We start from the raw sequence: 23,675 nt of genomic DNA, 5'->3' as shown, positions 1-23,675 counted from the left end.
TTAATCGCGTAATAAGTAATAAATAGGTACATACATGAGTGAACAATATAATTCAGATTCCATTGAAGTATTAAACGGACTCGATCCCGTTCGCCATCGACCGGGTATGTATACTGAAACCAATCGTCCTAATCATTTAGCGCAAGAAGTTATTGATAACTCTGTTGATGAAGCTTTAGCAGGACATGCGAGTTCAATTCAAGTTATTTTGCATGAAGACCAATCTTTAGAAGTCATTGATGATGGGCGTGGTATGCCAATTGATATGCATCCAGAAGAAAAAATATCAGGGGTTGAACTGATTTTTTGTAAGTTACATGCTGGTGGTAAATTCTCAGGCAAAAACTATGAAATATCAGGTGGTTTACATGGTGTTGGTATTTCTGTTGTAAATGCTCTTTCAACTCGTATTGATGTACAAATTCGACGTGATGCCAAAATATTTCATATTGCCTTTGAAAATGGGAATAAAGTTGAAGAATTAAGTGAGGTAGGTGCTTGTGGTAAACGCAACACAGGTACAAGTGTCCATTTTAGGCCTGATCCTAAATATTTTGATAGTTATAAATTTTCAGTATCTCGCTTATTACACCTACTGAAAGCTAAAGCCGTTTTATGCCCTGGCTTGAGCATTAAATTTAAAGATAAAGTAAATAAAAATAATTATGAATGGTGTTATCAAGATGGCCTAAATGATTATTTATTAGAAACAGTTTCAGAAAATGAATTATTACCATCAGTTCCTTTTGTAGGGCAGTTTTCTGCTAATAGAGAAATGGCAGATTGGGCTGTTGTTTGGTTACCTGAAGGTGGTGACACTATTACCGAGAGTTACGTTAATTTAATACCAACCGCGCAAGGTGGTACACATGTTAATGGCTTCCGTCAGGGACTATTAGATGCAATGCGTGAATTTTGTGATATTCGTAATATTCTGCCTCGAGGTTTGAAATTAAGTCCTGAAGATATTTGGGATAAATGTAGTTATGTTCTATCTGTTAAAATTAAAGAGCCTCAATTTGCAGGACAAACAAAAGAACGTTTATCTTCTCGTCAATGTGCCGTATTTGTCTCAGGCGTTGTAAAAGATGCATTTAGCTTATGGTTAAATGCAAATGTGAATGAAGCGGAAGCATTGGCTGAATTTTGTATTAATAATGCGCAAACCAGAACTCGTAAAAGCAAAAAAGTTGCACGCAAAAAAATTACACAAGGTCCTGCATTACCTGGTAAATTAACAGACTGTTCAACACAAGATCCTGAACGTGGAGAATTGTTCTTAGTAGAGGGAGACTCTGCTGGTGGGAGTGCGAAACAAGCTCGAGACCGTGAATTTCAAGCGATCATGCCACTACGCGGAAAAATTAAAAATACCTGGGAAGATGAGTCAGACATAATTTTAAGCTCTGAAGAAATTCATAATATATCAATAGCAATTGGTATTGACCCAGGCTCCACTGATTTATCTGGTTTACGCTATGGTAAAATTTGTATTTTAGCGGATGCGGATTCAGATGGGTTACATATCGCGACATTAATTTGTGCGTTGTTTGTACGTCATTTTAGAGCGGTTGTTGATGCAGGTAACTTTTATGTTGCTATGCCTCCTTTGTATCGTATCGATATTGGGAAAGATGTTTATTATGCTTTAGATGAGTCTGAAAAAGACGGTATTCTTGACCGCATTCAAGCAGAAAAAAAACGTGGTAAAGTAAATGTACAGCGATTCAAAGGACTAGGCGAAATGAACCCATTACAACTACGTGAAACTACCATGGATCCTAATACGCGTCGTTTAGTGCAATTGACGATTGATGATGCAGATAAAATGATTGAAATGATGGATATGTTGCTTGCTAAAAAACGCGCCGGAGATCGTAAAGTTTGGTTAGAAGCTAGCGGGGATATGGCGGCAATAGACTAATGTTGTTTAAAGCATAAGTTGCTTTAAACAACAACTAAGTTTATTTGAACATTAACGATCACAAAATACACCTGTTATTATTTCAAATATTGCTTCAAGAAAACCAGTTATTAGTATATCTAATAACTGGTTTTTCTTATTTAAGCATCAATTCAAAGCCTGTAATAAAAACTGTGGGATTGAAATTATTCGGATTTAGATCCTGATTTAAATTGATAAGAAAATAATTGTTCACTTGTTACTTTTTCTTCACCCTCTAAAGAAGGCATGAATAATTCTCTATTTATAAATTCTAAAACTTCATTATCTAATACAGCATGACCACTTGATTGTATTATTTCAGCGCCTTGTGTTTTTCCATCTACCATTACTATCATTTTTGCGATGACCTTACCTTCTAGCTTGTTTTGTTGTGCCATTTGAGGGTAATCGGGTTTATTACCAGAGACTGCAACGGCACTTTGTAAATTGCCTTCTGTATTAGGAATATTATTTACTGCAACCGCCTGGGGTTTAAAGGTACGCTTTGCTTTTTCTTTAGGTGTTGAATTTGTTTCTACTGCTTTTGTTGCTATGGCCTTTGATTGTGCTTGTCTCACTTTAGCTGTTGTTTCTGGAATAGTCTTTTGTTCTGTTTTACTTGTTGTATTTATATTCGCTGACGTAGCTGTGATAGGTGTAGATACAGTACTCACTGCTGCTGTTGATTGAATATTTACGTGATTAGCATTTAGTTTTTTAGTTTCAGGTTGCGATGATTCTTTAGGCAATAATTTAGGTTTTATTGTTATTCTAGGTTTAATCGCTTGAGGCTCTTCTTTGGCAACTACTTTTTTAATCGTGATCCTTGCTGATGATTTATTTGTTTCTGGTACAGGTGCAGAGATTGGTAAAATAGATGCAATAGAGTCATTTTGTTCTGCTTTTTTAGCTTGTGCTAGCTTTTGTTGTGTTTTTAGGAATTTTTCTCTTTCTATTCTAGCAGTCGCCTGTGCTTGCTTAATTGCTTCTAATTCATCATTAAAAACTTGGCCTTTTAATAAAGCATCGTTAGTTGCCTTATTATTTTTAATGCTTTCTAGGTGCTTCTGTTTTGCAATTTTAATTTGCTCTTCTCGTTGAATTTCAAGTTTACTTTTTTCTAGTGAAACTGCTTTATTAACTAATGCTTCTTCAGATTCTTCTTTTGACAAGGTGATAGCTGCACTTGATTCCGAGCTGATTAAATCAGCATCTTCTATGACGTTTACTGATGTTTTAGTTGTTTGCTGAATACTATTTAAAGGCATGTTCTTTTCACTGCTCGTATTTTTATTAAAGTAAAAAAACAAGCCGTATAGCAGTAAACTAAGAATGACAAATGGGAAGTAATTACCTGAATATTTCATAGGGTTATTGTGTACTCTGTGTGTTTTTTTCAGTTGTTTTGGTAACGATATTAGTCGCATCAGATCCTGTTTGAATATGATGAGGTGATTTTTCATTATACATCTGAGCTATTGATGCTGATGTTGTGCGTTTAATGTCTTCACTATGCGTATGAAGATTAACATTTATTTCTCCAGTTTCTTCTGAAAATTCATAATGATATGGCATTTGTTGCTCTGATATTGAAAGCCTTTGTGCGTGCTTCTGTATTTTTTCTTCGGTATTTATTTGTATCATGATCAAGTTTTTTTGTTGGCAGATATGATGAAATTCATTTGCAATATTTTCTAAGTGTAATCGTAATTTTTGAATTAAAGCGGCAAATACCTTATAAGGTAATAACGCCATTAATCCTATGCTAAGTCCGGTTGCAATAGGAATTAAAGATTGTGATATCGCCCCGATGACGGCTTCAGCAGTTGATCCTTCAATACCTTGTGAACTGAGTAGGTTAAATGAATTAATAAGACCTAATATTGTTCCTAAAATACCTAATATTGGTGCCGTTTTTATAATGATTTCTAATAACGATTGCCCTCGAGAGAGTAAACTTATTTGTGTTTCTGCATAAGATTGCATTTTCTCTTTTACTGAGAAAGGCAGGGCTTTAATACCATGCTCAAGCATATTTAAAGCGGGGGTTTCGACTTTTTTACAGGCTAATAAAGCCTCTGTTTTTTCTTGTTTGTTTAAAGCGGCAAAACATTCTTGCAATGCAAAATGTTCTTTTTGCAAAGAATAAATAATCCAAACAGATAAACGCTCCATGGTCACAATGGTTGCAAGAAAAGAAGCTGCCAATAATAACCACATTATTAAACCACCTTGCTGAAACCAAAGCGGCATACTATGCGTTATCGTATCCAATATTGATGGTTGAGTGATTACGTTTTCAATACTCATGTTTAATTGCGTCCTAGCGGGGGTAACTCAAAATAAAAATTTGCTATGTTAACGATTAATATTCATTGCAGCAAAGCTGTTGCAGTAATTGCGTGCGCTTTACCATAAAAGTGGTAAATATAAGTTTGTAATTGGTGGGGGAGTTCTAAATTTATTATTTCTTAGGTTCAAATAATAAGTGCTTAAAGTGAGGCCTATTACTTTCTTTTTAATAGTTTGATATTTACCACTTGAACTTGGCCATTCAGTGGAATGATATCTGCTTCAATATTAAAACAATCCTTTAAATTTTCTATGCTTCGCGCTACCTGAGTTGGTACGGACAAAACCTGGCTAGTTTTCTGCAATTAATTGCTCTAATGATTTATTTACATTACCACTATAAGTTTGTGTGGTTGCATTAGGTGCGCTGTAACCTTTGGTAATTAAGATATTTTTTATTTGCTAATCTTGGGGCCATTAGCAAATGATGGCGAGTTGCATAAACTAAGCAGGGCAATCGTTGTAGGAGTATGACGAAATGTAAGCATGAACTTTCCTTGTATATTAACTGTAATGGAGAAAGCAGGCTAAACGATTCAAATAAGGGGGAGTTAGAATAAATCCACACGTAATCATCATTGAGCCATAAAAGCTATCTTAAGCTCGTCATCATTACGTTTATCTATTTCTATAGGTGAGTTTTTCGTTTCATCATAGCCGACCCGCGATATGAACAGTGACGTTATTATGCTGGTATCTGGCTGGTTCTTATTGAATATAATAAGAACTTCACTGTTGCGGGGCTGCGCATGAATCATTCAACTAGTATCAGAGTTGAACATGCTTCCCATTTAAGTTTATTCGATAAATAAATACATAATAATGAGGCGCAATTATAGGTAAAAAATAGGCTCTGCCAAATGAGGTAAATAGGTGTTGTCAGGGTAACTTTTTTAAATACTTATAAGTATTTAAAAAAGTTTCATGAATATGCTTTGAAATCACTGCTCGCCTAATCTAAATCAAGCTTTGTATGCTTTTCTTTTTATTATTTTAAGTTAAAGTGAGCACCTATTGCATAATTTAAATACGAGTTTGTAAATGAAAAATGTTTTTGTATTACTGATTGTTTATTGTATTTCATTTGGCGCTAATGCATCGCTTGATATTGCTGATCCTGCTTCTTCTTCTGTTACCACTGAAGCTGCAACACTAAATCAAGAAGTCAATGAGTTACCTGATGTGCATTTTTTGAATAAGAGTGAACAGCACCATATTGATTTATTATTATCAGAAACATTAGATGCTCAAGCGACTCACATAGCAGATTTTTCTGCAGCTCTAGCTAAATACCATAAGAATAAATACAGTGATAAAAACTGGGAAGAGGTTGATTTATTTTATGAATCAGCAGTAAGCCTTAGTAAAAATAAAGAAAAATTATTGGAATTGAGCAGCCGTAATGTACGTGACTTAGTTGTAGGGTTTGGTCCAGAAGGGGTATTACAATTTAAATCTGAGTTAGCTTTAACGCGTTTAAACATCCAATATTTCATTTATCATCAAGTACGTGCTTTTAAACTTTTTATATCAGACTTCTTTATTTCCCCTATCCCTGTTTTTAGCGTTTTATTTAAAATACTCTTGGTTTTATTAGTATTAAAATGGTGGCTTAGTAACAGTAAAAGATTAATAGATAAATTACGTGAGCAAATAAACTCTGGTGCAAAACGAAGAAGCATGACAGCACATTTTTTTTGGTATGTAAGTCGTGCTCAGCGTGCAATTGCTTGCTTAATAGCAATCACTTTATCTTTACGTATTTTGGCCACATTACCAAGTTTGCAACATCTTATTTTCTTAGAGATCTTTACTTGGTGGATATTAGGTGGTGCTATCGCTGTAAGTTTTATTGTGGAATTTACTTATCGCCATAGTAGAAAACTATCACCTGAATTAGTGACGTTACGATTAAGTACCATCCGTTTTTATGTTTGGGGGTTTATTACTACCGGATTAATTTCACAAATATCGGCAATGACTTTAGGTAAAGGAACTATCTACGAATGGATTGCTAGCTTACTTTTCCTATTTTATGTTTTATTAACTATTTATAGTTTACATAAATGGAAAAATTTTATTTTTAGTATGTTAAAAGACAGCATGGTATTACCTTTGACTGTTCGTTGGGCCATTCATAATAAAGATAGATTATTATTAAGTACTATTTGCACAGCTATTACTGGTGCTTGGTTATTATTTCATACTATCCAACACTCTATTCTTATGGTGTTATCTCAATATCAAATTGTTAGTCATATGCTCGCTTATCTATTTCGTATTGAAGTTGCAAAACAAACTGATATCAATGATCAAAAATCCAATTTAAAACAAGTCTGCGGTGAGCGCACTTTTAACTATGTCCAGCCGGGTAGTGAAAATAGTATTTTGATTCCAGAATATGCCGCGCAGGAAATGGGGGAGTTAGCTCATTTTGTGCATAGTGATAAACCTGCTATGTGTGTTTTATCAGGAGAACGTGGTATTGGCACAACAACCATGTTGAGGCGTCTTTTGCATGACGTTAAAAATGCGACTCCTATTTTTGTTGATTGTCCAAGTGAAGGGTATGAATCATTATTAGAAGGCATTGCAACCCAATTAGGTTTAGATAATGCAGATGAGCAAACTATCTTGAGTTTTCTGCAAGAGAGCGATGAATGTTATCTTATGGCCATTGATAATGTACAACGTTTAGTGAAACCACAAGTGGGTGGTTTAGCTTCGTTAATGCGTTTAACTAATTTAATGCGATTAACACGCAAGAGCCATCGCATTATATTAGCGATTGAAAAATCGAGTTGGCGGTTTGTTGATAGGGCTCGTGGAGAACGTTTATTATTTGATTTAGTCACTTTCATGCCTCGCTGGAAAGAAAAAGAAGTTAATCAACTACTACAGTCTCGTGTATCAGAACAAGGTGAATTTTCTATATCATTTGAAGGATTAGCTTTACCAAGACAATGGGATAAAGATGATTTAAGTGAAGAAGAACATGCTCGAAATGGATTTTATCGTATTTTATGGGACTACTCAGACGGAAACCCAACGGTTTCGTTAAGCTTTTTTAGACGTTCTTTATTTGAAGATAAAGAGGGGATTGTCAAAGTACGTTTATTTGTGATCCCTTCTTCCGATGGTTTAGAAAAAATGCCAAAACCGATGTTAGCTATATTACGTTCTATTGTACAACTTGAAACTGCATCACCAGAAGAATTAAGAGATTGCACGCAATTAAGTATTGTTGAGGTGATCAGCACATTACGTTATTTTCAAAGTCGAGGTTATATCGAGTGGGCTGAAGGGCAAACACGTATTTCAGATCTTTGGTTTAGAAATATTACTGACATTTTGCATCGTCAACATTTATTGGTGAAATAGTATGATTCGTATTTTAATTGGTCTTTTATTTTTATGCCTTACCCCATTCGTATCTGCAGCTGATGCGGTTCCTACTGCTTCATTAGATGGAATACAAAACTTTGCAGGTTTAATTCGATGGAGTGGTGTTATTGCTTCGTTGGTACTGATTGCAGGCGCATGGTTATTATTACGATTTGTTGATTCAGTTGTAACGACGATTAGTGGGCAATTTGTACAACGACGAATGTTGTTACAAAAATTACAGTCCTTCTTTCAGTTCTTTGTTTATATGTCTGCTGCATTGACCGTCTTTATGCTTAGCTTTCGTGTAGATGATAGGGTTTTAGCGTTAATTGGCGGTACTATTGCTGTATCGGTTGGTTTTGCTTTAAAAGACTTAACGGCATCCTTTGTTGCTGGTTTAACCATTATGATTGATAGACCATTCCAAGTTGGTGACCGTGTTACTTTTGAAGGGCATTATGGTGATATTATTGCCATAGGTTTACGCTCTGTTCGTATGAATACTTTGAATGATGATGTTATTACTATCCCTAATAATAAATTTTTAAATGAAGCTGTGAGTAGCGGTAACTATGGTGCATTAGATATGCAGGTTAATATTCCCTTTCATGTGGGGTTAGATCAAGACATTACATTAGCTCGTGAACTTATCCAAGAGTGTGCATCATCAAGTCGTTATGTACATTTACCTAAACCTGTTGTTGTGATTGTTCAGCAAACTATTACTGATAATTATTTAGCAATCAAATTAACCTGTAAAGCTTATGTGGTTGATACTAAATTTGAAAAATTATTTGAAACAGATATTACATTGCGAGTAATGCAAGAATTTAGAAATAACAATATTCTACCGCCTGCTATTGCGGTACAAAGCGCTTCTTTACGGAATGTGCGAGAAGTTGATTAATTCCAATTACAACAAATAGTTTCTCTATTTTACTGACTAAAACAGCCCATTTCTTTGTTGTGAATTTGCTAAAGGGGATCACCGTTTACGTCAGTTTATGCCTTGAACTGAATTGTTTTTCCAGCGTAAAATTTAGATAACATGTTTAACCTAATCGGTATAATTAGTTGAATTTTTTACTCAAAATGAAAACCACCCATGTAACAGGCTCGGTGGTTTTTTAATGTGCTAAACAATATCATTTAGTCTGCTTTGTGGCATTATATGTCTCACTTTGTTAGTCTTTGTTGCTATGTCGTGAGGATAATGGGCATAAGCAATGATTGGTCAGTAATGATTCACCTCAGTATGAAATATAAAATAAAAGAATCAAAGGAAGTAACATGCAAGATAATATGAACAGCTCACCTGATAACTCATTAAAAAGTGCCACAGCACCTGAATTTTATGTGGTTTCTTTAAATAAGTTCTTAATCTTGTTTTTAGGGACTGCTGGGTTATATATGACTTATTGGTTTTATCAACAATGGGTGTTTTATAAACAGGCGCATAAAGGGGATGAATGGCCTGTTATTCGAGCGACTTTTCCAGTGTTCTTTGTCCCATCATTATTCAAAAAATTAACAGATATATATGAACGTAAAAGCGGTAATAAAAGTGATGTATTAAAGAAATCAACTCTGCTATTTATCATAGTAACTGTGATCAGTTTTCTTTGTGATAATGTGCCTGTCTCAGCTGAATTAAGACCTTATATCTCATTACTGAGTATTGCCACTATTCCTTTATTTTGTTGGCTTTGTTATCAAGCTCAGTGGTTTGTGAATTATGCTTGTGATGATATCAATGGAGCGAGTAATGCAAATTATACGGTGGCTAATTATATTTGGTTAGCTATTGGAGCAATGGTGTGGTGTATCTATATTTATTATGTGTTTACGCCTATTCCCGTGCCAGATTTAAGTTAAATTATTGATAGCATTTAAATTGAATAAAGAGCCTATGAGGTTATTTCAGGTAAAGGCTCTTTAATTTTTACGCTTGTTTAATATTTTTCCAATCAATATCAGTGACATCCATACGCTCATTAGCGATATAGTGTAAATAATAATGGCTTTGTATATTCACATCACTTGCAGGATTCAGGCGTATATCATCACCATTTTTACTTTTGCTAAAGCCTAATAAAATCATGTCGTAACGTTGTTTTAAGGTATCAAACAACTCTCCAAAAGCAATTTCTTGTTCTAATTCTGGTACTAAAAAACTATATAAAGTTGCTCCATTCAATGTTGAAAGTAATTGTTCTGTTACTTTACTTGAACCGGGATCTTGCATACTGCGCACCATCATCTGTGCACTATTATCAATACTACATTCGATATGAGGGCAGTGCATTTTTAAGAGGTTAGCTTTAGTCTCATCAAAAAAATGTGCTGTAATGTTGGCACTTTTATCGGCAAAGGTTGCAATACTAAGTGCGATCGAAAGTGTTTCATCATCAGATTTTCCATCGATAATTATTCGTCTTGCTTTTTGTAATGCAATTCTATCTAACTCTTCTGTATCTGAAAAAGTGCGTAATTTTGCAAATGAAACTTCATCATTATCTGGAAAAGGGTTTTTCATTTCATCAGTTACACATAATAAAATACGTCTTTTTTTACGTTTTTTGTCACCCAAAATTAACTGTACTACTTGCTCAGTAGAATATTTATCCCAGCATAATAAAAGAATGTGATCATTTAAGTGTGAGAAGTCATTACTACCGTTCATATTTTTTCTCGCTATATCAATAAATAATTGGGTGGATTTACCAATAAATGAAGCAAACACGATTAAACCCGATGGGATCTGCCAAAAAGCGACAATGCCTTTTCCGATATGTGTAACTGGGCTTAAATCTCCAAACCCCACCGTTGAGACAACAACCATATTGTAATAAAAGAACTCAATAGGATCGTGTGTTAACTGTATTTCTCCTGCCATTGCTAACAATATGTATGTCACTAACGCCTGTAATAACATCAGCATAAACATAATAGGCCAAGTTAAGCGGCGACTTAATTTTTGTACTATTTTTTGAAATTGCTTTGAAGTTAGTAACATAGAATATTCTTAACAATTATTCGCATGAGATAAAAAGAAACGATAAGCCTGATTAAAAGTCTCATCTTTATAGCTATAACCTAATGCATTTAAGTGTTGGCTAAATTCATCGACTTGCGCTTCATTTATTTCAAAACCAGCTAATACTTGAGCGTAAGCAGCTCCGTGATTGCGGTAATGAAATAACGTAATATTGGCATGTATGCCTAATAGATTTAAAAATTTTATTAGTGCATTGGGATGCTCTGGAAATTCAAAACTATATAAACGCTCTGTTAATTGATGGGAAGGCACACCTCCAACCATATAACGTACGTGTAATTTAGCAGTTTCATTATGACTTAAATCTGCGACAGAATAACCTGCAAGTGTTAGGTTTTCGGTTAATGTTGATAACTCATCAAATCCTTGTGGGGTTCTTACGCCGACAAAAATATTCGCTTCTTTATTGTCACTGTAACGATAATTAAACTCAGTAATGGCTCTGCCATCTAGTTCATTACAGAACGCTAAAAATGCACCTTGCTCTTCAGGAATAGTCACGGCAAGAATACTTTCATTTTGTTCGCCTAACTCACATCTCTCTGATACATATCTTAGGCTATGAAAGTTTACATTAGCGCCACTTAAAATAGCTGCAAGACGTTGATCTTGTAATTGATGTAGTTGGCTATACTTTTTTAATCCTGCAAGTGAGAGGGCGCCAGCAGGTTCTGCAATTGCTCTTGTATCATCAAAAATATCTTTTACAGCCGCACAAATTTCATCACTACTGACGGTAATTACTTCATCAATGTATTGCTGACATAATCGGAACGTTTCTTTGCCAATGGTTTTTACTGCTACGCCATCTGCAAATAGTCCAACTTTTGCTAATGTGGTTGGTTTCCCTTCTACTAATGCGGCTTGTAAACAAGCGGCATCTTCAGGCTCAACCGCAATAATTTTAATATGTGGTAAAAGTTGTTTGATGTAAACAGCAATCCCCGCAGCTAATCCGCCACCTCCAACAGGTACAAAAATAGCGTTTAAATGTGCATCTTGCTGTATTAATTCTTTGCCAACAGTACCTTGTCCAGCGATCACATCTGGATCATCAAAAGGATGAATAATTGTATAACCATGCTGTTGCGCTAAAGCGATTGAATGCTCATTAGCTGCATCAAAGCTTTCACCATGTAAAACTACTGTCGCACCAAATGATCGAACTGAGTTTACTTTAATGTCTGGTGTTGTTTTAGGCATGACAATGGTCGCTTTTAATCCCATTCTCTGAGCTGATAAGGCTAAACCCTGAGCATGGTTTCCTGCTGATGCAGCAATAACACCATTATGTTTTTGTTGTTCACTAAGATTCGCAAGTTTGTTATATGCACCTCTTAGTTTAAAAGAATGAACGGGTTGTAAGTCTTCTCGTTTTAGGAGTACACGGTTTCCTAAGCGATTTGATAATTTATTTAAAGGCTGTAGTTTAGTCTCAATTGCGGCTTCATAAATAGGCGCTAATAGAATTTTTTTTAAATACTGCTCACTAGAAATTACTGACATTACAACCCTTTTTCTTATTTAATATAAATCTATAAATTAACAGTTTTAGTTAAGAGTTAATTGTTGCAAACAATTCACCTAAACGAGTTACGCTTGAAGGCGCTAAATTTTCATTAAATTCGATACTATTTTTAGGGAATAGCGCAACAATCGTACTACCTAATTTGAAGCGTCCTAATTCAGCACCTTTTTCTAATATGATCTCTTGATCTTTATAATCCCAATATTGCAGCTCTTTATTTTTTTGTGCCTTTAATGTGCCTTCCCAAACTGTTTCAATACTACCTACAATCGTAGCCCCAACTAAGACCATTGCCATTGGACCAACGGCTGTTGAAAAAATAGCAACAGCGCGTTCATTGCGAGCAAATAAGTTAGGAACATTTTGTGCGGTTAGTGGGTTAACTGAAAATAGATCGCCTGGTATGAAGATCATTTGCTCTAATTTACCTGTCATTGGCATATGAATACGATGGTAATCTTTAGGTGCAAGATAAATGGTAGAAAATATGCCATCATCAAAAGGTGCTGCGACATCATCTCGTCCACCTAGTAGTTCACGTAAACTAAAGTCATGTCCTTTAGCTTGAAAAACTCGACCTTGTTTAATATCACCTTGTTGACTAACGCAGCCGTCTACTGGTGTTGCTAAGTTATTTTCACCTTCTACTATTGGGCGTAAACCTGGCTTTAATTCACGAGTAAAAAAATCATTGAAAGTATCAAAATGAGCTGGATCTGAATGTTTTGCTTCGCTCATATCTATTTTGAATTTTTTAATAAAGTGGGTGATTAAAAAAGTAGTAAATTTGCCCATTTTTGCATTTGCTAATTTACCTGCGATAAATGTCACAAGGTGTTTAGGTAAAATGTATTGGCCAATAATTTTTAGTTGGTCGATCATATTAAACTCTCTGTTTTTAAATGTTAATAAATACGTGTACTTAAATAAGTTTTTTTAATAAGTATTAGGATCTCGATGGCGCGCATTTTTGGCATCATCCATTGTTTCTAAAATACGTAAAAAACTATTGAAACGAGCACTATCAATGTGCCCATCTTCAACGGCTGCTACAAGGGCACAACCGGGATCTGCTTGGTGCTTACAGTCACGAAAACGACAACTACCGAGGTAATTTCTAAATTCTATAAATCCACTTGCTATGCGTTCAGCTTCTAAATGCCATAATGAAAATTCACGGATCCCAGGGCTATCAATTAAGTCTCCACCATCGCTAAAGTGATATAAACGCGCTGTTGTTGTGGTATGTTTCCCAAGTCCTGAACCTTCAGAAATCTCACCTGTAACGGCTTCAACTTCTGGTAATAACATATTTAATAATGATGTTTTACCTACACCTGATTGGCCAACAAAAATATTGATTTTGTCTTTCATTACCGATTTTAAACTATCTAAACCATCACCGTGCATAGAGCTGTAAAGTACCTGATAACCAATGTCACGATAGCTTTGTAGTTCTTCATCAATGATTTTGGCAGACTCTTCATCAAGTAAATCGATTTTATTTAATACGATAATAGGAGTGATGCCAATGTCTTCACAAGCGACTAAATAGCGATCAATAATATTACGCGAAAACTCAGGAGCAATTGAACTAACAATGATGATATGGTCAATGTTAGCGGCAATAGGTTTAATGCCATCATAATAATCAGGACGAGTAAGTACTGTTTTACGAGGATGAACTGCTTCAATCACTCCGCTAATACCTTGATGGGATTCTTTGCCTGCACGCCATACGACGCGATCTCCTGTGACCAATGAACGAATAGATCGACGTAGAGTACAACGTTCAACTTTACCGTCATTGTCTTCAATATCGGCATGTTGTCCAAATCGGCTTACTACTAGGCCTTCTAGCTGTGGACCTAGTTCAGATTCATCCCATTGTTTATCGTTTTTAGGTGTTAAGCGTTTATTATGATTGCTCTGAACACGACGAACTTGGTTTTTACTGAGTTTTTTCTTCTTAGCCACAGGCTTCCTTTGCTACCACTGGTGATTTGAATGACGTATCATACTATATTTTTCACATAATTAAGCTATTCATCAAGAGAAAAGGGTGGTTATCAAAATGAACAAAAATAATCTGGTATGGATTGATCTAGAAATGACAGGTTTAAATCCTGATAGCGATAAAATTATTGAAATTGCAACCATAGTGACAGACAGTGATTTGAATATATTAGCTGAAGGACCACAGTTGGTTATCCACCAAAGCGATGCTGCATTAGATGCGATGGATGAGTGGTGTACTGAGCATCATGGCAACTCAGGACTAACGGCCAGAGTGAAAGAGAGCAAAATTAGTTGCGAACAAGCAGAGCAAGCAACATTAGAGTTTTTGAAACAATGGGTTCCCGCTGGAGTTGCCCCATTATGTGGGAATAGTATCGGTCAAGATCGTCGTTTTATGGTTAAACATATGCCAACTTTAGAAGCTTTTTTTCATTATCGTAATATTGATGTGAGTACAGTAAAAGAGTTAGGCCGTCGTTGGGCACCAGAAATGGTTGAAGCGCATAAAAAAACAGGTACACATTTAGCATTGCAGGATATTAAAGAATCTATTTCTGAATTACAGCATTACCAAAAACATTTTTTCACTTTTTAGGTCGCTTTTTGAGCAGGTGTTTTTGTTTTTGTTTAAAAAGTCAACATGCAAACTTTGTTCTGCCTAAAATAGCTAAAAAAAGCTTGCAATCATTAACGCCATCTCTATAATTCGCACCTCGTAACTAACAGGTATTACCAAGTACCTTATTTCTTTATAAGAAGTTAGTTATAGGAAAATGTGATGCGGTACTAGCTCAGTTGGTAGAGCACAACCTTGCCAAGGTTGGGGTCACGAGTTCGAGTCTCGTGTACCGCTCCAAATTTTATAATACTTTTTATAAATTATTTTCCGAGTAGTTTTAGATAAAGCGGTACTAGCTCAGTTGGTAGAGCACAACCTTGCCAAGGTTGGGGTCACGAGTTCGAGTCTCGTGTACCGCTCCAAACTACTATCTAAAATCAAATTATGAAGCGGTACTAGCTCAGTTGGTAGAGCACAACCTTGCCAAGGTTGGGGTCACGAGTTCGAGTCTCGTGTACCGCTCCAAATTTTGCACTTTCCTATCTATTATTAAATGATCTAATTAAATTACCTATTACACACAATAATTTATATTTTGAAACATAAATTTTTAGGTATTAATCATGACCTTCAATTTTTATTTTCCGCTAATAAACTAAATGTAACCAACTGTGGACTATGATCGGAAGCTATTGTTGAAATGCTTTGTGCTTTTATTACTTTTAATCCCCGATAAAAAACATGATCCAACGGAAGTCCAAATGCCGTAATACGGTTATCATCTGAAAACTTTGTCTCATCAAATCCTGTCGAAGCTAAAAAATTTTTAATTTGAGATGTTCTTGCATCGCTCCAAGTATTTAAGTCCCCAGTGAATATTACTGGCCCTTTATGTTGTCTAATAAGCTCTAAATATGGTGTGACTTGTTCTTTTAAAGGTTCTGCCGTAAAGGTGAAATTAACTCCGTGTAAATTAATTAATAATAATGTTTGAGATGAATCTTGAATTTGATAAGTGCTTGCTAGCCCTGTTTTAGGTATTAGGATCCAAGGCTCTAAATAACGAGTGCCACAAACCTGTTGTGCTTGAGTTCTACTGAAAGTATCTACGCCATAGTTATTACCATGATGAATAAATGCAACATTTTGAAAATAATATAAATTTTGTTGTTCACTAAAATTAATTAAAGCGGGGCTATGTTTTGCTTCTTGCAGTGTGATGAGATCTGCTTGTCCTACCCATTCATTTAATTTCTCTGACCATTGTTCATTTTGCTGTTTATAAATATTCCAATTTAATAGAGAAAAAGTAGGCTTTAATGCTTTGCTTGATTGTTTTTGTTCAGTGTTTACTAATGTAGGACAGGTCGAGAAATAAGAGATTTGTTGCTGATCAATTACTGTTAATTTATTGGGCGTATTTGGAAATAATATCCATGCGATGAAAATCAATAATGACAATATTGGTGCGATAGATTGTTTTTTAAAAAAGGATTTAGAGAAATAAGTGCTAATGGGATGTCTCCGATTAATAAGAGTCCGATGAAATATACAATATAGAAATATAAGATGATTTCAAAATTTATTTGGAGCAAATCTCGTTTTGAATCAGATTATATTCTTAAATTCTCATTTAAGAAATCTTGAGTGAAATGTGACGTTGAGATCCCTATAGGGACGTTGTTATTGATGATAGCTATCTATACGGGTTATATTGCGCATCCAATTAACTTGATTTAAGAGGCTATTATGCCATTAGAAAGAACACTTTCAATAATTAAACCAGATGCTGTCGGTAAACAATTAATTGGCACCATTTTACAACGTTTTGAACGTGCCGAATTTACGATTGTTGCTGCAAAAATGTTACATATGACATCAGAGCAAGCAGAAGGGTTTTATGCAGAACATGAAGGTAAAGAATTTTATCTACCTTTAGTTGAGTTCATGACATCAGGTCCGATCATGGTATTGGTTTTACAAGGAGAAAATATTATTTCTGCTTATCGAGAACTTATTGGTAAAACAGATCCCACGCAAGCTGAACCTGGTACTATTCGTGCTGATTTTGCTGAATCAACGCGTTATAACGCAGTGCATGGATCAGATAGTCCTGTTTCAGCCTCAAAAGAAATTGCTTATTTTTTTGCAGACAATGAGATCTGCCCCCCTAGCATTAGCTAGTCATTTTACTTTCTGTAAAATAAATTATTTAAACACTGTTAAGGACAATTATGAACGACGTGATCACGATGATGGAACAAGTACCATCGTTTTATTTTGGTACTATTTTAATCTTAGGGTTACTGGTTGGTTCATTTTTGAATGTTGTTATTTATCGTTTACCTGTGATGATGGAGCGTGCTTGGAAAGCTGATTGTGCAGAATCATTTCCTGATGCCAACATTAAAGTTGATGAAACTCCTTTTAACTTAGTGTTACCTCGCTCTCGTTGTCCTAAGTGTAATCATCTTATTGGCTCGACTGAAAATATACCGCTTGTTAGTTGGTTAATACAAAAAGGTCGTTGTAAGCATTGTGATTGTAAGATACCTGCTCGTTATCCAAGTATTGAAATGCTTACAGGACTCATGTCCTTGGCGGTTGCGCTAGTTATCCCGTTTGGTTGGCCTGTTTTATTTGCACTTGTTTTTACTTGGGTGTTGATCAGTTTAACTTTCATTGATTTTGATACCATGCTGCTCCCCGACCAACTGACTTTGCCACTCATTTGGTTAGGTTTATTGGTTAATATGTCAGGTGTGTTTATTGGACTGCAAGATGCGGTATTAGGGGCAGTATTTGGTTATTTGAGTTTATGGTCTATTTATTGGGGCTTTAAATTAATAACGGGTAAAGAGGGAATGGGATACGGTGATTTCAAATTATTAGCCGCATTAGGGGCATGGTTTGGGTGGCAGGCATTACCATTGATTATTCTATTATCTTCACTTGCAGGTGCAATTATTGGTGTTGCTGTGATTGCCACATCAAAAGATAAACAAAGTCGTCCTTTACCCTTTGGTCCTTATTTAGCTATCGCGGGCTGGGTATATTTAGTTTACGGTACGGAATTAACAACATTATATTATTCATTAGTACTTTAATTTCTTATTGTAAACCTAAAGAGAATACGACTTGAACACTGAAAGTTACACTGACCAAGATTGGATGTTATATGCATTATCATTAGCAGATAAAGCAGAAACACTTGGTGAAATACCCGTTGGAGCGGTATTAGTTAAAGATAATAAAGTTGTGGGTGAGGGCTGGAATCTTTCGATTGTTGAGCATAATGCCTGTGCCCATGCTGAAATAATGGCAATTAGTGCGGCAGGGCAAGCCTTACAAAACTATCGTCTAATTGATTGCACACTATATGTAACACTCGAACCTTGTCCAATGTGTGCTGGTGCATTAGTACATGCGAGAATTAAACGTCTGGTTTATGGGGCAGGGGATTATAAAACGGGGGCTGCTGGTAGCGTATTTGATTTAGTACGTAATGAGCAATTAAATCACCAAATAGAAGTCACACAAGGTATTCATGCGGAACTTTGTGCGACTAAAATAAGTGAGTTTTTTAGGCGTCGCCGTAAAGAAAAAAAAGCCTTAAAAAAGGCCAGTCAAAAGGAAAATGAAAATGAGTAATAAAGTTGTTAATTTTACGATTGAAAAAGAAACAAAAAATAGCGTGCGTTATAAAGAAGTACCAGCAGAAGGAGAGGCGCCAATAGTGGGGACCTTATATATGCAAAAATGGTTTGCTGGTAATAGTAAAAATATTCAAGTAACCATTGAAAAGAAAGATTAATTGTTTAAGTTTTATTCATTAAGTCTAAGGCTTATTCAAGATTAACTCTTAGATTTGATTATTTATTTTCTTAAAATTACTTATTCCACCATTACTTATCCCTGATCAAATCACCCTAGACTAATAACAATTTAACCCCTTAACGATTGATTAAATAGGCTCAGCCGTATATCCTTCATACCGAAAATATACATCCAACAATACACATTAATATTCAGGAGTTAGAAATGACTAAACCAGTAATCGGTTTCATCGGTCTTGGCCTTATGGGCGGCAACATGGTAGAAAACCTACAAACACGTGGTTACCAAGTAAATGTTATGGATCTTAGCCAAGATGCAGTTGATGCTGTTCTTGCTCGTGGTAACGCAACTCAATTCACTTCAGCTAAAGAATTAGCTGCTGCATCTGACGTTGTTGAGTTTTGTCTTACAACTTCAGCTGTTGTTGAAAAAATCGTTTACGGTGAAGACGGTGTTTTAGCTGGTCTTAAAGAAGGTTCTACTTTAATCGACTTCGGTACTTCTATCCCTGCTTCTACTCAAAAAATTGGCGCAGCACTTGCTGAAAAAGGTTGTGGCATGATCGACGCACCTTTAGGTCGTACTCCTGCACACGCTAAAGATGGTTTATTAAACATCATGGCTGCTGGCGATATTGAAACTTTCAATAAAGTTAAACCTCTTCTAGAAGAGCAAGGCGAAAACGTATTCCACCTAGGTGCTTTAGGTGCTGGTCACACAACTAAGTTAATCAATAACTTTATCGGTATGACTACTGTTACCGCTATGTCACAAGCATTTGCTGTTGCAAAAGCAGCTGGTGTTGACGGTCAGCAATTATTTGACATCATGTCTGCTGGTCCATCTAACTCACCATTCATGCAGTTTACTAAATTCTACGCAGTAGACGGCGAAGAAAAATTAGGTTTCTCTGTTGCGAATGCTAACAAAGATTTAGGTTACTTCTTACAAATGGTTTCTGACCTAGGTACTGAGTCTCCAATCGCTGAAGGTACTTCTAAAGCTCTACAAGCTGGTGTTGACGCTGGTCTTGGTCAAAATGACGTACCTGTAATCTTTGACTACTTCACTAAATTAGAGAAGTAATTCGAAGTTAATCGATAATGTTATGACACTGTAAACGGTGAACTATCATTATATAAAAAGACGCTTTTGAGCGTCTTTTTTTATGTCTTTGTTTTAAGTTTTTACCAGAGGAATGATTTTTACTTTCTGTATTTGATATAAAGATTAATACATGGGGCAACTAATGAGGTTGTTATCATTAGCACCATTAATAGATATTGATAAGGAGAGAATGTTTCACCTACTAGCAATAACCCCATCAAAATACCTGCAATAGGATTAGTGACACCTGCAAAAGTAAATTCAACAACAGTCATTCTACTGAGTAGCCAAACATATAAAGAGTAGGCAATCATAGTATTGAATAAGATTAACCAGATTAATCCAATTCCATTTAATAAATTAAAATTTTCAAATGCATGAAGGTAGGGTTCTGGTGTAATTAAAGCATGAATAAAAGAAAAAATAACAAGAATGCCCCCACCAATAATAAGTTGCCAGCATAATACTGGCCACCAATGTAGCTTAACACCCAATGTTTTAGTGATGTTGCTACCTACAATGACACAACTGATAGCGGCGAACATCGCCATTAAACCAATTGGGTTCAAGGTTAAATTAAGTGGGTCAAATAAAAACCATGCAAATGAAATTAATAGTCCACCGGTTAATAATTGAATTTTAGTAGGGGATTTTTTGTAAACTAACCAGTAATACAACATAGCAAAAACAGGGAGAGAAACCATACCGACGGCAGAGATTGCAGAGGGAAGGGTTTGTGCCATAACAAACAATAAACTAAAGAAGATGGCAATATTAATAGCACCTAAGCGAAATAAAACTGGCCATTCTTCGCGTTTAGGTAAATTAGGTTTAATAACAAATAAGAGTAAACCTGCAGGTAGTGCTCTGAGTGCACCGAGTAATAATGGTGGCCACCCTGATAATGTATATTGTGTTACTGCATAAGTGGTTCCCCAGAGAAAGGCAACTAACATAGCAAGCAAGATGTTTTTCATTTATGTATTTATCTTTATATCAAAATATCTACTGTGCCTTTATTTGATTTTTTTGTAAAGTATCTTTATTTAAAGATATTTTTTGAAATAATAAAAGCTGCTATTGAAATAGGAGGAATGCATGGTTTTGGATAGAGTAGATGTTGTCATTCAGCAATGGAAAATTGAAAAGCCATTACTTGATACTGAACCGATGGCACTAATTGGTCGTCTATTACGTGTTAATAAACATTTAGAGACTAGTATGGCTAAGTGCCATCAAAAATTTGGATTAACACTGGGTGAATTTGATGTGTTAGCCACCTTAAAGCGAAGTGCAAATCATGATGGTTTAACACCCTCTGAATTATTAGAGGCTTTATTATTAACTTCTGGTGCTATGACCAACCGTTTAGCTAAATTAGAGTCTAAAAAATTAATTGTTCGTGTACAAAGTGAGCATGATAAAAGAAGTGTTTTTGTTGCTTTAACCGCACAAGGACATGCTCTTATTGATCGTATCATTGAAGAGCATGTCCAATTGCAGCAAACACTCGTTGCTTCATTAACTCAGACAGAGAAACAAGTACTCAATAACTCATTAAAAACATGGCTAGCTGATTTTGAGCAAGCAGATTAAGTTACTTTGTTATGTTTATCTCTATTTTTCTATTCTGTGTTAAGCACGTGAACAAAGTGATAAGTTATTTTGTAAATGTACTAATAGATCAACTCGTTTCATTACTGCAATCAATTTACCGTTATTCACGACTGGAAAAACATTTTCAGATTGTTTTTGCGTTTTAATTGCCACTTCTGATAACTCCTCATCAGTAGTTAAAAAAGTAAATTCTTTTGCCATAATGTCGTTCACTTTGACTGGTTTATCACAGTGGTAACCACTGATTAATAGTGCTTTCTGACAGTTGATAAGTGACACCATACCAAGTAATTTATTGTTACTGTTAATCACTGGTAGTTGTGATTGTTGGCTAGTGACTAACGTTTGAATAATTTCATTTAACGGTGTTTGGCACTGTACTGTGATCGGTTGTTTACGCATGATTTGTTGAACGGTTTGTTGAGTCATATTAACTCCCTATCTGTGTTGGTGTTTGATAGAAAAGATAATATTAGAATTACATTGAAAGGTATAATCGATTGTTTTTATTGTTTTGATAGGTTTTTGTGTTGGTTAGACGCCCGTTAAAAAATGGGCTTTAATTGATAAAGCCCACCTATGCCAATAATGAATTTTATTCACTCTCTATTGTTGTATCATTTGTTTCTAATGCAGCACTAGTTGCTATCGCTTGGCTTTGTTCTTTCAAAATTTCGAGCGCTGCTAATCTCGCCGCTTCTGCTTCTTCAATCGCGATTAGTCTTTCTCGTTCAGCTTGCTCTTCTGCTGCTTTCTTTTGCTTTTGAACATACCACGAGAGTGTTTTTAAATATTGACGAATATTATTCACATAATGTTGTGCTTCGCGCCCTCGAGCGTAACCATAGCGGGTTTGTCTATACCATTTACGTTGATGTAATAATGGTAAATTATCTTTTACATCTCCCCATGAATTAGGGTTTTGTTTTCTGATTTTTGTAATGCGTCGAGCATCAAGTAGGTGCCCTAAACCAATATTATAGGATGCCAGTGCAAACCATATTCTTTCATCTTCAGGGATACTTTCAGGTAACCTTTTGGTTAGTTGTGTTAAGTATTTAGCGCCACCTTTAATGCTTTCTTCTGCATTTAAGCGATTTTTTATCCCTACAAATTTAGCGGTGTCCAGCGTGAGCATCATCATACCTCTCACTCCGGTAGGAGAACGTGCTCTTGGGTTCCAGTGTGATTCCTGATAACTCACTGCAGCAAGAAGTTCCCATGGTACCTCTGGTGTTTCATATTTTTTAAATAAAGCTTCATATGTAGGTAGTCGACTAGCAATTCGCTTTAAGAAAATACGAGTATCAACATAATCAAAGTGCCCCACGTGTCCAAAATATTTTTCTTCAATTTTAGCTATCGTACCTAATTGATATTGATTCCCCATAAATTCAATCATGCCTGAATAGAGGGTGTCGTCTTGGGCTTTACGGATCAACCAAGCCACAGGCTTCTTTTTGTCGATTGTAAAGGCTTCTGCTAATGCAGGGTAATAGCGCTGTTTTTGTGCTAGCGTTGTACTATCAACAATGGCAAATGGGATCTCTTTTTCAGCTATTTTTTGTAATAAAGACTCTTGATCCTCATTTGCTAATACATTAACCACAAGATCAGGGTATTCTTTTAGCGCTTCCTGAATACTTTCTGCATGGCTACTACCTTTTAATACGCTAATTGGGGCGTTCACATCAGCCATCTTACGAGGTCGGTAAGTGCCTTTGTAATAAACTAATTTTTGAGTTAAATAATAATAAGGAGGAGAGCTTCGATATTTTTCAGCACGCTTAGGTGTTAACGTTAAACCAGCCCCTGCAAAATCAATATTGTTATTTTCTAATGATTCAAAAAGCTCATCTAAATTGTCGAACTCTTTAACAATTAATTTTACTTTAAGGTAAGCAGCAAATTTTTTACCTAATTCATAATCTAATCCAGAGTAAACTTCCCCATCATAACTGTAGGTTAATGAACCGTTAATGGTACCCATTACTAATGTGCCGCGTTTTTGTATCTTTTCCAAATCAGTTGTTTGAATAAATGGGTTACAAGCACTTAGTGCTAACAGTGAAACAATCGATAAAAAAAGTCTAAATGGCATGAATATAGAAACAAAAGAGACAGGTTTATTCATAAAGAGTTGGTTAATCCGATTAGTAGAGGAAGTACATTATCTAATAAACAATTTAAATTTCTATATATTTGTCAATTAATAGTTTATTTACCCCTGACTATAGAGTGTTTCTATTTAATAAAAAATGCTTTT

At 35.4% G+C, this 23,675-nt stretch carries 21 protein-coding genes, 3 tRNA genes and 1 riboswitch; of the genes, 14 read left to right on the top strand and 10 right to left on the bottom strand.

Annotated features, from left to right (window positions below; translation table 11 throughout):
- Nucleotides 1-34 precede the first annotated feature (34 nt).
- Nucleotides 35-1,924, top strand: a complete 1,890-nt coding sequence (gene parE / locus E2R68_RS04370) for a DNA topoisomerase IV subunit B (RefSeq protein ID WP_134276294.1) — start codon at nucleotides 35-37, stop codon at nucleotides 1,922-1,924.
- 185 nt (nucleotides 1,925-2,109) lie between these two features.
- Here parE and E2R68_RS04365 read toward each other — a convergent pair whose 3' ends face one another.
- Complete coding sequence (locus tag E2R68_RS04365; protein ID WP_166738800.1) at nucleotides 2,110-3,213, bottom strand: energy transducer TonB; 1,104 nt, start codon at nucleotides 3,211-3,213, stop codon at nucleotides 2,110-2,112.
- A 103-nt stretch (nucleotides 3,214-3,316) separates the two neighbouring features.
- Entirely contained in the window at nucleotides 3,317-4,255 is a 939-nt protein-coding gene (locus tag E2R68_RS04360) for a MotA/TolQ/ExbB proton channel family protein (protein WP_134276292.1), read from the bottom strand.
- A 713-nt stretch (nucleotides 4,256-4,968) separates the two neighbouring features.
- Nucleotides 4,969-5,132: riboswitch (cobalamin riboswitch) on the bottom strand.
- A gap of 206 nt (nucleotides 5,133-5,338) precedes the next feature.
- On the opposite strand from E2R68_RS04360, the gene E2R68_RS04355 reads away from it, so the two are divergent.
- The 3 genes from E2R68_RS04355 to E2R68_RS04345 all read left to right on the top strand — a co-directional run bounded on the left by E2R68_RS04355 (nucleotide 5,339) and on the right by E2R68_RS04345 (nucleotide 9,559).
- Complete coding sequence (locus E2R68_RS04355; RefSeq protein ID WP_134276291.1) at nucleotides 5,339-7,678, top strand: AAA family ATPase; 2,340 nt, start codon at nucleotides 5,339-5,341, stop codon at nucleotides 7,676-7,678.
- 1 nt (nucleotide 7,679) lies between these two features.
- Nucleotides 7,680-8,591 carry a mechanosensitive ion channel family protein gene (locus tag E2R68_RS04350; RefSeq protein WP_134276290.1) on the top strand — a complete coding sequence of 304 codons (912 nt, stop codon included), beginning with the start codon at nucleotides 7,680-7,682 and terminating at the stop codon, nucleotides 8,589-8,591.
- A gap of 383 nt (nucleotides 8,592-8,974) precedes the next feature.
- The gene (locus E2R68_RS04345) at nucleotides 8,975-9,559 is read left to right on the top strand and encodes a hypothetical protein (RefSeq protein WP_134276289.1); all 585 of its coding nucleotides are present in this window, start codon (nucleotides 8,975-8,977) and stop codon (nucleotides 9,557-9,559) included.
- 67 nt (nucleotides 9,560-9,626) lie between these two features.
- On the opposite strand, the gene E2R68_RS04340 is transcribed toward E2R68_RS04345, so the two are convergent.
- Genes E2R68_RS04340 through rsgA form a run of 4 tightly spaced genes read right to left on the bottom strand, consistent with a single transcriptional unit; the run spans nucleotide 9,627 to nucleotide 14,247 of the window.
- Nucleotides 9,627-10,700, bottom strand: a complete 1,074-nt coding sequence (locus E2R68_RS04340; RefSeq protein ID WP_134276288.1) for a potassium channel family protein — start codon at nucleotides 10,698-10,700, stop codon at nucleotides 9,627-9,629.
- Between the two features lie 9 nt (nucleotides 10,701-10,709).
- On the bottom strand, nucleotides 10,710-12,248 hold the full coding sequence (ilvA, locus tag E2R68_RS04335) for a threonine ammonia-lyase, biosynthetic (RefSeq protein ID WP_134276287.1): 1,539 nt from the start codon (nucleotides 12,246-12,248) through the stop codon (nucleotides 10,710-10,712).
- Between the two features lie 49 nt (nucleotides 12,249-12,297).
- Nucleotides 12,298-13,152, bottom strand: a complete 855-nt coding sequence (gene asd, locus E2R68_RS04330) for an archaetidylserine decarboxylase (RefSeq protein WP_134276286.1) — start codon at nucleotides 13,150-13,152, stop codon at nucleotides 12,298-12,300.
- A 54-nt stretch (nucleotides 13,153-13,206) separates the two neighbouring features.
- Nucleotides 13,207-14,247, bottom strand: a complete 1,041-nt coding sequence (rsgA, locus tag E2R68_RS04325; RefSeq protein ID WP_134276285.1) for a small ribosomal subunit biogenesis GTPase RsgA — start codon at nucleotides 14,245-14,247, stop codon at nucleotides 13,207-13,209.
- 91 nt (nucleotides 14,248-14,338) lie between these two features.
- On the opposite strand from rsgA, the gene orn reads away from it, so the two are divergent.
- The 4 genes from orn (at nucleotide 14,339) to E2R68_RS04305 (ending at nucleotide 15,373) form a co-directional block, all read left to right on the top strand.
- Nucleotides 14,339-14,884 (top strand): oligoribonuclease, encoded by a 546-nt coding sequence (gene orn / locus E2R68_RS04320; protein ID WP_243834604.1) that lies wholly within the window; start codon nucleotides 14,339-14,341, stop codon nucleotides 14,882-14,884.
- 185 nt (nucleotides 14,885-15,069) lie between these two features.
- Nucleotides 15,070-15,145: transfer RNA gene (locus tag E2R68_RS04315), tRNA-Gly, on the top strand.
- A gap of 49 nt (nucleotides 15,146-15,194) precedes the next feature.
- Nucleotides 15,195-15,270: transfer RNA gene (locus E2R68_RS04310), tRNA-Gly, on the top strand.
- Between the two features lie 27 nt (nucleotides 15,271-15,297).
- Nucleotides 15,298-15,373 (top strand) — tRNA-Gly (locus tag E2R68_RS04305).
- Nucleotides 15,374-15,478: 105 nt separating this feature from the next.
- Here E2R68_RS04305 and E2R68_RS04300 read toward each other — a convergent pair.
- Nucleotides 15,479-16,309: an endonuclease/exonuclease/phosphatase family protein gene (locus tag E2R68_RS04300; RefSeq protein WP_243834594.1), complete on the bottom strand. Its 831-nt coding sequence runs from the start codon at nucleotides 16,307-16,309 to the stop codon at nucleotides 15,479-15,481.
- A 288-nt stretch (nucleotides 16,310-16,597) separates the two neighbouring features.
- Here E2R68_RS04300 and ndk point away from each other — a divergent pair, with 288 nt between their 5' ends.
- The 5 genes from ndk (at nucleotide 16,598) to E2R68_RS04280 (ending at nucleotide 19,771) form a co-directional block, all read left to right on the top strand.
- Nucleotides 16,598-17,032: a nucleoside-diphosphate kinase gene (ndk, locus tag E2R68_RS04295; protein ID WP_134276282.1), complete on the top strand. Its 435-nt coding sequence runs from the start codon at nucleotides 16,598-16,600 to the stop codon at nucleotides 17,030-17,032.
- A gap of 50 nt (nucleotides 17,033-17,082) precedes the next feature.
- Nucleotides 17,083-17,955 carry a prepilin peptidase gene (locus tag E2R68_RS04290; protein WP_134276281.1) on the top strand — a complete coding sequence of 291 codons (873 nt, stop codon included), beginning with the start codon at nucleotides 17,083-17,085 and terminating at the stop codon, nucleotides 17,953-17,955.
- A 31-nt stretch (nucleotides 17,956-17,986) separates the two neighbouring features.
- A complete protein-coding gene (tadA, locus tag E2R68_RS04285) occupies nucleotides 17,987-18,499 on the top strand; it encodes a tRNA adenosine(34) deaminase TadA (protein ID WP_279587470.1) in 513 nt (170 codons plus the stop codon).
- Nucleotides 18,492-18,662, top strand: a complete 171-nt coding sequence (locus E2R68_RS13870; protein WP_166738799.1) for a hypothetical protein — start codon at nucleotides 18,492-18,494, stop codon at nucleotides 18,660-18,662. The genes tadA and E2R68_RS13870 overlap by 8 nt, the downstream gene beginning before the upstream one ends.
- A gap of 227 nt (nucleotides 18,663-18,889) precedes the next feature.
- A complete protein-coding gene (locus tag E2R68_RS04280; RefSeq protein ID WP_134276280.1) occupies nucleotides 18,890-19,771 on the top strand; it encodes an NAD(P)-dependent oxidoreductase in 882 nt (293 codons plus the stop codon).
- Between the two features lie 119 nt (nucleotides 19,772-19,890).
- On the opposite strand, the gene E2R68_RS04275 is transcribed toward E2R68_RS04280, so the two are convergent.
- Nucleotides 19,891-20,769 (bottom strand): DMT family transporter, encoded by an 879-nt coding sequence (locus E2R68_RS04275; protein ID WP_134276279.1) that lies wholly within the window; start codon nucleotides 20,767-20,769, stop codon nucleotides 19,891-19,893.
- A gap of 121 nt (nucleotides 20,770-20,890) precedes the next feature.
- Here E2R68_RS04275 and E2R68_RS04270 point away from each other — a divergent pair, with 121 nt between their 5' ends.
- A complete protein-coding gene (locus E2R68_RS04270; RefSeq protein WP_347876575.1) occupies nucleotides 20,891-21,388 on the top strand; it encodes a MarR family winged helix-turn-helix transcriptional regulator in 498 nt (165 codons plus the stop codon).
- Between the two features lie 39 nt (nucleotides 21,389-21,427).
- Here the strand turns inward: E2R68_RS04270 and E2R68_RS04265 are convergent, their stop codons facing one another.
- Nucleotides 21,428-21,838, bottom strand: coding sequence for a CBS domain-containing protein (locus E2R68_RS04265; RefSeq protein WP_134276278.1), 411 nt, complete (start codon nucleotides 21,836-21,838; stop codon nucleotides 21,428-21,430).
- Nucleotides 21,839-22,004: 166 nt separating this feature from the next.
- Nucleotides 22,005-23,543 carry a membrane-bound lytic murein transglycosylase MltF gene (mltF, locus tag E2R68_RS04260; protein ID WP_243834593.1) on the bottom strand — a complete coding sequence of 513 codons (1,539 nt, stop codon included), beginning with the start codon at nucleotides 23,541-23,543 and terminating at the stop codon, nucleotides 22,005-22,007.
- Nucleotides 23,544-23,675 lie beyond the last annotated feature (132 nt).

It is taken from the genome of Psychromonas algarum (genome assembly GCF_004376845.1).
In the GTDB taxonomy this organism is placed as follows: domain Bacteria; phylum Pseudomonadota; class Gammaproteobacteria; order Enterobacterales; family Psychromonadaceae; genus Psychromonas.
The sequence above is the reverse complement of the archived record's forward strand: the minus strand, read 5'-3'. Positions and strand labels throughout refer to the sequence as shown.